The following is a 10707-nucleotide window of genomic DNA, read 5'->3' as shown; positions in this document are numbered from 1 at the left end:
ATGGCCGCGACAGCCTCCACTATGCTGCCTCTGGGCAGTATCGCCCCGGACTTTTGTTTGCCGGATACCGTGACCGGCCGCGAGTATGCGTTGCAGGACTTGAAAGGCGAGCGCGGCACTTTGATTTTGTTTATCTGCAACCACTGCCCGTATGTGTTGCACGTCAAAGAGCAGTTGATTGCTATTGCCCGGCAATACGCCGCCTCAGGCATTTCGACGGTGGCGATCAGTGCCAATGACATCGAAAACTATCCGCAGGATGCGCCGGATAAAATGCAGCAGATGATGGCGGACTGGGGACATCCTTTTGCCGCGTATTTGTACGACGAATCGCAGGCGGTGGCCAAAGCCTACCAAGCAGCCTGCACCCCGGATATGTATCTGTTCGATGCCGATTTGGCTTGCGTTTATCGAGGCCGTTTGGATGGCGCCACACCGAAGAATGATGTGCCGGTTACCGGCGAAGATTTGCGCAATGCCCTGGATAACTTACTGGCGGGAAAGCCTGTCGATACGATACAAATTCCCAGCATCGGCTGTAACATCAAATGGAAACTTGCGGAGTAAAGGACGCTAATCCGGAACATGTTGCCAGTCCTGTAAAAACCGCCGCTCAGGTTTTTGAACTTTCCTGGCGGCGGCTTGCGCAGGGGTGTATTCAGGCTGACAAATTATTGCCCCCAGTCTTCGGCACGGTGGGTTTTTAGCGTGGCACGTCGTCGAATTGCTCAACCAACATATCCAGCTCTTTGCTGAGTGCCGAGACACCGCCGCTGGCCGTACTGGCATGAACCGCATGCTCTGTAGTTTGTCGCGATAAGCTGCCGACGGCTTCTACCGTTCTGGAAATTTCTTCGGAAACAATATGTTGCTGTTCGGCGGCGCTGGCGATCTGCACGATCATGTCGTTAATGATATTGACCGACAGTGTGGTTTGTTGCAGCGATTCGGTGGAGTTTTTTCCGTGTTCCGCGCCGGTTGCCGCCATTTCCCTGACTTTAGCCATTTCCTGTACGGCGTTATTGACGCCGGAGCGCAGGCCGTCGATCATTTTATGGATTTCCTCCGTGGATTTTTGCGTGCGTCCGGCCAAGGTTCTGACTTCGTCGGCCACGACGGCAAATCCCCGGCCTTGTTCGCCGGCGCGCGCTGCTTCGATGGCGGCATTCAGTGCCAACAGGTTAGTTTGCTCGGCAATCCCTTGAATCACATCAAGCACGCCGCCGATTTTCTTGCTGTGATCGGCCACAATTTTAATAACTGTTTCGGCTTGGCTGACCGCAACTACTAAGCGGTCTATCATTTGGATGGTATTGTTGACCCGCGAAAGCGTTTCTTGCGATTGCCGATTGACATCATTGGCGGCTTGAGCGGCGTTGGCGGCGCTGCGGGCGACCTCGCTGACGGTGGCGCTCATTTGGTGTATCGCCGAGGCAATCTGTTCAATTTCCGCCAGCTGTCTATCCATCGCTGCGCTAACTTGGCTGACTGCCTGGTAGCTCGTATCGGCTTTACCTGCCAAGGGTTCTGTGGCTTGAGTTAGACGGCGTATGATGGTTCGGGATTTGGCTTTTAACAGCTTCACCGCCAACAGTAATTGTCCAACTTCGCCGCCATCAGCGGTGTAAATCTGCTGCATCACCGGATTGTCGATCACCCGGCGCGCTTCTGCCGCTGCGTCTTTTAAAGGTTGTAATACAAGCCAAACCCAGGCATAACCGACCGCTAAGGGGCCGGCAAAGATTGCTGTCGCTACGCCAAAACTGCACGTTTCGCTCAGATAAAGGCTGATGGCGGTGATTAATTGAATCACTACAAAACCGCCGGTCAGTTTGCCGGACAAACCGATGCGGCTCAAAGGCGAATCGATATTTTTGCCGTGGTTCAGCTTTTCGTAGACAGTATTGGCGCGGGCCACGCAGGTCACGTCCGGTTTAACCCGCACCGATTCGTAACCGACAATCTTGCTATTTTCGAAGCGCGGGGTGACAAAAGCATCCACCCAGTAATGGTCGCCGTTTTTACAGCGATTTTTGACAATTCCCATCCACGGCCGGCCGCTCTTCACGGTTTGCCACAAATCGGCGAATGCGGCGGAAGGCATGTCGGGATGGCGAACGATGTTATGGCTCTGGTTTAACAGCTCTGCCTCGCTAAAGCCGCTAGTGTTCAAAAAATCTTGGTTGACATAATTGATCTTGCCGGCGGGATCTGTCCCGGATGTGATGGTAGCCGAAGCTGAGTAAATCAATTCACGTTGGGTAACGGGTAGGTTTTTTCTCATTTTTGTACCGGGTCGGCAGAGATAGAAAGGTAAGTTCCCACGCAAGCGCTGGCTGACTGGTCTGCACCGCTTTTGTCGAGGAAGTATAAAAGGCTTTACGGCGATTGCAAAAGCCGGCCCCTGACTAGCGTGTGTTATGTGCAGGCCGTTTTTATTGTTAGATAGCGGCGATGCACTATGCTTGCAACGGAAAAACCTAAAATGAGGATGGAAATGGCAGAATATCAATCACGGCAGTTGCAATTCAGCGGCAGCGGTGGCGAGTATTTCCGGATTTGGATCGTCAATGTCTGCTTGAGTATTGTCACCTTGGGCGTTTACTCAGCCTGGGCCAAAGTCAAACGTAACCAATATTTTTACCGCCACACTACTTTAGCCGGTGCGGGTTTTGACTACCACGGCGATCCCAAGGCGATCTTGAAAGGACGCATCGTCGCTTTTCTGTTGTTTGCTGGTTATACCTTGGTCGGTGAATTCGATCGGGTTGCAGGCTTGGCAATTTTGCTGGTGATCGTATCGGTGATGCCCTGGTTATTGATGCGTTCGCTCCGCTTTAGAATGCATAACACCAGTTACCGAGGCTTACGTTTTGCGTTTCATGGCAGCACCGGAGAGGCGTACTTCAATTTTCTGCTATTGCCGGTATTATCGGCGTTGACTCTGGGGTTGCTGTGGCCGCTGGCGCAACAGCGCATGGCCCGTTACGCACGGGAAAACAGCACGTACGGTAATGAGTTTTTTAAATTCTTTGCCGGAATTGGCGCTTATTACCGCATCTATCTGATGACGATATTCATAGGTGTGCTGGTGTTTGCCGGCCTGATGGTCAGCGTTATGTTGCTGGGTAGCAAGGAGCTGATTCCGGTCGAGGCTGAGCAATTAGTGGCGATGAGTGTATTGGTAGCCGCGATAGGCACCTATTTGGCCTTGTTTTTACTGGCTTATCCCTATGTCGCGGCGCGTCTGCAGAACTTAGTCTGGAATAGCACGCAATTGGGTCCGCACGGGTTTCAGGCCCAGCTTCAAGCGCGGGAGATGCTGGGTATTATGTTTAGCAACGTCCTGTTGACTTTGCTGACCTTGGGGCTGTACAAGCCGTTTGCTGATATTCGTTTGGCGCGCTATCGCATCGAGCGCGTCGCATTATTACCGCGCGGCAGCATCGACGAGTTTGTGGCTGGTTTACAGACAAATACTTCCGCCGCCGGCGAGGAAATGGCCGAGATGTTTGATTTCGATATTGCCTTGTAAATGTTGCTTACGGCCGTTTACTACGACGGGCGGCAAGCCCGGCCGCATCCCGTTACCCTCTGTGTTGAGGGCGACAAGCTGTTGTTGCAGGGCCGGGAGATTGTCCGCCGCGAAAATTTAGCCAGTCTGAAAATTCCGCCGCCGCTCGGCAGCACGCCGCGCCTGATTTTGTTCGCCGATGGCGGCCGTTGTGAAGTCGCTGATCGGCAAGGCTTTGCCGAGATGTTGCAGGATGCAGGTAGTAGCGCGGTAGCGGGTATGGAAAATAGTTGGTGGTATGCGTTGGCGGCGCTGCTGTTAACTCTGAGCCTGTTCGTTGTTGCGTATTTGTTTGGATTGCCTTATGCGGCGCGGGCGGCGGCGGACCAAGTGCCGGTTTATTTGCTGGAACGGATGGATACGCAGTTTTTCGCCAGCCTTGATCAAACCTTATTGAAGCCCAGCACATTATCCGACGAACGCCGGCAAACTATTCAGGATGGCTGGCAGCGCTTGGCTTTGCCGCCGAGAGAGGATAGGCCCGCGCATATTGAATTTCGCGCTAGCTCGACATTGGGCGCCAACGCCTTTGCGTTGCCTGGCGGTAGCGTTCTGCTGCTGGACGACTTGGTGAGTTTGGCGAGTAACGACCAAGAAATTTTGGCGGTGCTGGCCCACGAAATGGGCCATGTCCACGAAAAACATGCTCTGCGGCAAATGCTACAGGCTTCTGTGGTGGGTTTGGCGATGGCTTGGTACATTGGCGATGTCAGCAGTCTGCTGGCCGTCGCGCCGACCGTATTATTACAAACCCGCTATTCGCGCGATTTTGAACGCCGTGCCGACGCTTTTGCCGCAGAACTGTTGCGCGCCAACGCTATTCCGGTCAGTCGGCTGGCCGATATATTGGAAAAACTGGAGGCCGCCCATCAAACCACAGTACCCAAACAACCCGTAGAATCGCTTGAAGCGCTGGATTATTTATCCAGCCATCCCAATACCGAAGAACGGATCAAACGCTTGCGCGGGCTTTAAAATGCTCGGCAGCCGGAGTATTTTGGCATCAATTTATAGGTATCAGGAGAACAAAACACCATGAAACGTCTTTATGTCCTCGCGCTGGCGGGGCTGCTGGCAGCCGGCGGAACCGGTTGTGCCTATACTGCCAAACCAGAGCAGCAGGCGCAAAATCGCAAAGTACACCACGTGGTGATAGTCTGGCTGAAACAGGCGGGTGATGAAAAACTGCGGCAACAATATATAGAAGACAGTGCAGGCTTGGCTAAATTGCCGGGCGTGCTGGCTTACGATGTCGGTACACCGGCGGCGATTAATCGTGGACGAGCGAATGCTGCGTTAGATGAAAGCTATGATGTGGCCGTATCCGGCGTTTACGAAAGCCAGCAGGCTTACGAGGCGTTTTTGCAGAATCCGGAATATCTGCGCGTGGCTCAACAGGTGCTGCGGCCCTTGGTGGATAAATATAAGATTTACGATTTTATCGAGTAATGACGTTGTGACCAGCCGTTTCCCGGATTTGTAGCCAGGAATGGCTGGACAATATCAGTCTGGCTTCTTCGATGCCGGCAGCATGTGGTTTAAGGTGTTGTCGCGCTGCACGTAATGATGAAATAGTACCGCCGATACGTGTAAGCCAATCAGGTAATAGCCAATCACTCCGCCGGTTTCGTGTATTTCTTTGATCGTTTTGGCCAGTTCCTTGTTTTCGGCGATCAGCGCCGGCAACTCCAGGCCAAAAAACGGAATTGTTTTACCGGCCGCGCTTAATGCCAGCCAGCCGGCTATCGGCATTCCCAACATCAATCCATAAAGCAATAGATGCACCAGACGTGCCGCTAGCCGTTGCCAGGTCGGCGGTTCGGGTGATATGGCCGGTGTGGGGCCGGTCAGACGGAAACCCAGTCTCGGTAGCAGCAGCATTAACACCAATAAACCCAGCATAAAATGCAGGGCTTTCATGGTTTCACGCGGGTCGCTGCCTTTGGGGAACAACTCGCGTAGTTCGATACAGGCATAACCGGCTGCCATCACGATAAACGTCAGCCAGTGCAAGGCAATCGTCATTGTGCCATAGCGTTCGTTTGTATGGTTTTGCATCGTTAATTACTCCTTTTTGCCAAGAAAATGATAATACGCCGATTTTGCAATAAGCCAGTTTGTCGAACGATGCCCGCGACTGGGTGATTTAAAACCCTAGCGATGGGTTTACTTTTTTAAAGCGGAGGCTTCCGCGGCGCGGCGGGTGATTTCCGCCCAATCGCCGGCATCGACCAGTTCGGATGGTGCCATCCAGGAGCCGCCGACACAGGCCACATTGCTTAGCGCCAGATATTCCACCGCGTTTTTCGGATTCACGCCGCCGGTCGGGCAGAAGGTCACTTGCGGCAGCGGGCCGCCGATGGATTTCAGCATCGGGATACCGCCCGCCGCTTCGGCCGGGAAAAACTTCATCGCGGTAATGCCTTTGTCCATCAAACGCATCACTTCGCTGGGGGTGATGACGCCGGGCAAAATCGGCACGCCGGAAGCCAGAGCCGCATCCAGTAAGCTGTCGGTGACGCCGGGGCTGACGATGAATTCCGCGCCGGCGCCAATGGCGTTTTTCAGCGTTTGGGTATTGATGATTGTGCCGGCACCGACAATCGCGCCCGGTACTTCTGCTTTGATGCGGCGGATGGCGTCCAGTGCTACGGGCGTCCGCAAGGTGATTTCCAATACTTTCAATCCACCTTCCACCAACGCGCGCGCCAGCGGCACGGCTTGTTCCAGTTGATTGATTACCATCACCGGCATTACCGGGGAGGTGGTCATGACTTCTTTTATAGTTACGGTCATTTGTTATTTTCCTAATGTGAGTGTGCTTGGAAAGCCCACGCCGTGAAGCGTGTGTGTTTGACGAAACAACAACGGTCTGATGGGCAAGCCCTAAACCGTATAGGTTGTCGATGCAGTTTTGCCGCCGTGTCCGGTCCAGTCGGTATGAAAAAACTCGCCTCGGGGTCGGTCGATGCGTTCGTACGAATGGGCGCCGAAATAGTCTCTTTGCGCTTGCAGCAAATTGGCTGGCAGACGTTCGGTGCGATAACCGTCGAAATAGGCCAGGGCAGACGAGAATGCCGGTGTTGGGATGCCTAGTTGTATGCCCAAGATCACTGCTTGACGCCAACCCGCTTCGGCTTGCTTCATCGCTTCGACGAAGAAATCGGCCAGCAGCAAATTTTCCAGATCGGGATTTTGCTGGTAAGCCTGTTTGATGTCGTTCAAAAACTGGCTGCGAATAATACAGCCGCCGCGCCACATCAAGGCAATGTCGCCGTAATTCAGTGCCAGCTGGTATTCCTTGGCGGCTTCGCGCATCAACCGAAAGCCTTGCGCGTAGGAAATGATTTTAGAGGCGTATAGGGCCTGGCGAATGGCTTGAATCATCGCCGCTTTGTCGCCGCTAAATTGGGTGCTGGTTTTTGGCAAAGCTTGGGCCGCGCGTATGCGCTCGTCTTTTTGTGCGGATAGGCAACGGGCAAAGACCGACTCGCCGATCAAGGTGAGTGGGATACCTAAGTCCAGCGCATTGATGCCGGTCCATTTGCCGGTGCCTTTTTGGCCGGCGGTATCCAGGATGCTGTTCAGTAAAGGTTGGCCGTTGTCTTCCTTATAGGCCAGAATGTTGGCAGTGATTTCGATCAAATACGAGCTTAATTCGCCTTGATTCCATTCGGCAAAAATCGCCTGCATCTCGTCGGTGCTCAAGTTCAACCCTTCAGCCAACAATTGATACGCTTCGCATATCAGTTGCATATCGCCATATTCGATGCCGTTATGCACCATTTTTACGTAGTGGCCGGCGCCGTTATCACCGACCCATTCGCAGCAAGGGTCGCCGTCGACATGAGCGCTGATGGCTTGAAAAATTGGTTTAACCGCCGGCCAGGCTGCTTGATTGCCGCCGGGCATGATCGATGGGCCGTGCCGGGCACCTTCTTCACCGCCGGAGACGCCGGTGCCGACGTAGAGCAGGCCTTTTTCCTGCAAATATTGGGTGCGGCGGTTGGTGTCGGTAAACAGCGAATTACCACCGTCAATAATAATGTCGCCGGCAGACAGCAAGGGTAGCAAGTCGTCTATGTATTGATCCACGACAGTGCCGGCCTTGACCATCAACATCACCTTGCGCGGCGACTCCAGGCTGTTGACCAGTTGTTCCAAGGAATGCGTACCGATGACTTGTGTGTTTTGGGCGGGACCGTCGAGAAACTCATCGACTTTGCTGGCGGTGCGGTTATACACCGCCACTTTGAAACCGTGGTCGTTCATGTTCAGAACCAAATTCTGTCCCATGACCGCCAAGCCGATTAAACCGATATTTGCTTTCATGTGTTTGCCTACTGTAAACGTTGTCGTTGTGGGGTGATGACACAATGTTGCTTAATTCTGGTTTCAAGAAAGTCGTCCTTCCGCGGGAAGGACGGATTTGGCAAAGTGAAACTAAGACGGCATTGCTTAAAACGTGTGAATATCAGTCCACGAAAAACAGATTGGTCGCTCCAGTTTCCGAGGTGGATGCGTTTGCCCGCATCGCCCCAAACAGTTCGCGGCCCATACCAAAATGATGGCCGGTGGCGCTGTTGGGCGTTGGCACTCTAGCATCGAATTCGGTTTGATCCACCTGGACGTTGACTTCGCCGGTTTGGGTGTTCAGCGCGATGATGTCGCCGTCGCGGACTTTGGCCAGTGGGCCGCCGTCTATGCATTCCGGCCACATGTGGATCGCCGACGGTACCTTGCCGGACGCGCCGGACATTCTGCCGTCAGTGACCAAGGCGACATGAAAGCCCCGGTCTTGCAATACGCCCAACACCGGCGTCAATTTATGCAGTTCCGGCATGCCGTTGGCTTTGGGGCCCTGGAAGCGCAACACCACAATCACGTCTTTTTCCAGTTCGCCGCGTTTGAAGGCAGCCACCACGTCCAGTTGGTCGTCGAATACCATCGCCGGCGCGGTAACCACCTGATGCTTTTCCGCGACTGCGGAAATTTTCGAGACACCGCGGCCCAGGTTGCCGTGCATCACGTGTAGGCCGCCGCCCGCAGCGAAGGGTTGTGCCACACTGCTAATCACCTCCGGATCCAGCGAAACCGCTGGCCCGGCTTCCCAGCTGAGCTTGCCGTCGTTCAACGTCGGTACTTGGCTGTATTGGGCCATGCCGCGTTGGTCGCCGATGGTCAGAATATCGCCGTGCAGAAGGCCGTGTTCCAGCAATTCCTGGATCAACAAGCCCATGCCGCCGGCCGCTTGGAACTGGTTGACGTCGGCCGGGCCGTTCGGATAAATCTTGGTCAATAACGGAATGGCTTTGGATAGATTATCGAAATCGTCCCAATTGATGATGATGCCGGCCGCGCGGGCGATAGCGATCAAATGGATGGTGTGATTGGTCGAGCCGCCCGTGGCCAGTAAGCCGATGATGGCGTTAATGATGGCTTTTTCGTTGACCACATGGGCAATCGGCCGGAAGTCGTCACCCAGCGCGGTGAATTTCAATACCTGTTTGGCAGCAGCTTTGGTTAATTCGTCGCGTAGCGGGGTGTAAGGGTTGACGAATGAACTGCCCGGCAAGTGCAGGCCCATGATTTCCACCATCATCTGATTGCTGTTGGCGGTGCCGTAGAAGGTGCAGGTGCCGGGGCTGTGGTAAGCCTTGGATTCCGACTCCAGCAGTTCCTTTTCGCCGACTTTACCTTCCGCGAATTTTTGCCGGGTGCGGGATTTTTCCTTGTTGGAGATACCCGTAGTCATCGGCCCGGCGGGCACAAAAACCGCAGGCAAATGGCCGAAACTCAAGGCGCCGATCAGCAAGCCGGGCACGATTTTGTCGCAGACGCCCAAATACAAGGCGGCGTCGAACATGTTATGGCTCAAGCCAATCGCCGTGGATAACGCAATCACGTCGCGGCTGAACAGCGACAATTCCATGCCCGGCATGCCTTGCGTCACGCCGTCGCACATGGCCGGCACGCCGCCGGCGAACTGGGCGACGCCGCCGGCTTCGCGCACTGCTTGTTTGATCAGTTCCGGGTAGTGTTGGTACGGTTCGTGTGCCGACAGCATGTCGTTGTAAGCGGAGATAATGCCGACGTTGGCTTTCACGGCATGCGACAGAGCGTCTTTTTCAGCCGCCGAACAGACGGCAAAACCGTGGGCCAGATTCGCGCAAGGCAGATTGGTACGTTGCGGGCCGTTGGCAATGGCGGCGTCGATGCGGGCCAGATAAGCAGCGCGGCTTTCCCGGCTACGTTCCACCACGTCGGCGGTCACTTTTTCTAAAACAGGATGCATAAGCTCTCCAGGGCAGCAGATGGGGTGGTGTCGACGCGCCGAACGGCGTTTTGGAATCGAGAGTGATTGGGTTATGCGCGTCTAACCCACCCTAAATTTAAGCGGCTAAGGTGCCCAGTACAATTCCACCGGCACGTCTTCCTGATTCAATAAGGCCCGAATCGGCATGTCCTCTACCGGGCCCGGTTTTTGGGCGCTGTTGAATACTGCCAACTTATCTTCGCCGGTGAACAAAATCACGATGCGCTCCGACTTTAATAAAGCGTTGCGGGTCAGGGTCAGGCGTTCTGTATTGGCGCCGGTCACTTCGCTTTGAATGGCGGTGATGGCCGCGGTCAGATTTTGATTGTCCTCACTCAATGCGTTGGCCAGACCTTCTGCGTGCGGAAACAGCGAAGCGGTATGACCGTCCGGGCCCATGCCGACGATGCTCAGCGTGAAAGGCTGCGGCAGTTTGGCGTAACGGCCTTCAGCCTCTGCCTGACCTTGTTTGGCCTTGGCAGCCGGGGTTTTCATGCCGATAAACTCAACGTTTTTGGCGTTGTTGATCAGCAGGCTGCGGCGAATTAAAGCTTCGTTGCTGGCGCTGTGTTGATTGTCCACCCAGCGTTCGTCCACCAGCGCTACCTTGATTTTTTTCCAATTCAAATCGGATTTGGACAAAGCTTCATAAAGCGGGGCAGGGGTGCTGCCGCCCGACACCAATAAAGTGGCTTGACCGTGTTTGCTGACGGCTTCGGATAACACATCCTGGCATTCGGCCACCAAGGCGGTAAACAGGTGGTTACGTTGTTCGAAAAAAAATTCTCTAACCATGTTCGTTGTTCTCGTGATGGAT

At 54.3% G+C, this 10707-nt stretch carries 10 protein-coding genes; 4 read left to right on the top strand and 6 right to left on the bottom strand.

The annotated features are described in order from the left end of the window. Complete coding sequence (locus tag JL719_RS16405) at positions 1–567, top strand: thioredoxin family protein (RefSeq protein WP_033155365.1); 567 nt, start codon at positions 1–3, stop codon at positions 565–567. Positions 568–703: 136 nt separating this feature from the next. Here the strand turns inward: JL719_RS16405 and JL719_RS16400 are convergent, their stop codons facing one another. Then, a complete protein-coding gene (locus JL719_RS16400) occupies positions 704–2284 on the bottom strand; it encodes a methyl-accepting chemotaxis protein (RefSeq protein ID WP_033155364.1) in 1581 nt (526 codons plus the stop codon). A gap of 213 nt (positions 2285–2497) precedes the next feature. Between JL719_RS16400 and JL719_RS16395 the strand changes: the two genes are divergently transcribed. From JL719_RS16395 to JL719_RS16385, 3 genes are read left to right on the top strand one after another with little or no spacing between them, the layout of a single operon-like run. Beyond that, a complete protein-coding gene (locus tag JL719_RS16395) occupies positions 2498–3535 on the top strand; it encodes a YjgN family protein (protein WP_201799000.1) in 1038 nt (345 codons plus the stop codon). Further along, positions 3536–4549, top strand: a complete 1014-nt coding sequence (locus JL719_RS16390; RefSeq protein ID WP_051669636.1) for a M48 family metallopeptidase — start codon at positions 3536–3538, stop codon at positions 4547–4549. A 60-nt stretch (positions 4550–4609) separates the two neighbouring features. Next, the gene (locus JL719_RS16385) at positions 4610–5023 is read left to right on the top strand and encodes a Dabb family protein (RefSeq protein WP_033155363.1); all 414 of its coding nucleotides are present in this window, start codon (positions 4610–4612) and stop codon (positions 5021–5023) included. A 54-nt stretch (positions 5024–5077) separates the two neighbouring features. Here JL719_RS16385 and JL719_RS16380 read toward each other — a convergent pair whose 3' ends face one another. The 5 genes from JL719_RS16380 to pgl all read right to left on the bottom strand — a co-directional run bounded on the left by JL719_RS16380 (position 5078) and on the right by pgl (position 10685). Then, positions 5078–5632, bottom strand: a complete 555-nt coding sequence (locus tag JL719_RS16380) for a cytochrome b (RefSeq protein ID WP_033155362.1) — start codon at positions 5630–5632, stop codon at positions 5078–5080. A 108-nt stretch (positions 5633–5740) separates the two neighbouring features. Further along, complete coding sequence (locus tag JL719_RS16375; protein ID WP_033155361.1) at positions 5741–6370, bottom strand: bifunctional 4-hydroxy-2-oxoglutarate aldolase/2-dehydro-3-deoxy-phosphogluconate aldolase; 630 nt, start codon at positions 6368–6370, stop codon at positions 5741–5743. 90 nt (positions 6371–6460) lie between these two features. Beyond that, positions 6461–7906 carry a decarboxylating NADP(+)-dependent phosphogluconate dehydrogenase gene (gnd, locus tag JL719_RS16370; protein WP_033155360.1) on the bottom strand — a complete coding sequence of 482 codons (1446 nt, stop codon included), beginning with the start codon at positions 7904–7906 and terminating at the stop codon, positions 6461–6463. Between the two features lie 142 nt (positions 7907–8048). Then, positions 8049–9869 carry a phosphogluconate dehydratase gene (edd, locus tag JL719_RS16365; protein WP_033155359.1) on the bottom strand — a complete coding sequence of 607 codons (1821 nt, stop codon included), beginning with the start codon at positions 9867–9869 and terminating at the stop codon, positions 8049–8051. 105 nt (positions 9870–9974) lie between these two features. Then, on the bottom strand, positions 9975–10685 hold the full coding sequence (gene pgl / locus JL719_RS16360; protein WP_033155358.1) for a 6-phosphogluconolactonase: 711 nt from the start codon (positions 10683–10685) through the stop codon (positions 9975–9977). Positions 10686–10707: the final 22 nt, after the last annotated feature.

The sequence above is a fragment of the Methylomonas sp. LW13 genome (genome assembly GCF_016865255.1).
In the GTDB taxonomy this organism is placed as follows: domain Bacteria; phylum Pseudomonadota; class Gammaproteobacteria; order Methylococcales; family Methylomonadaceae; genus Methylomonas.
This window is presented reverse-complemented; position numbering and strand designations above follow the sequence as displayed.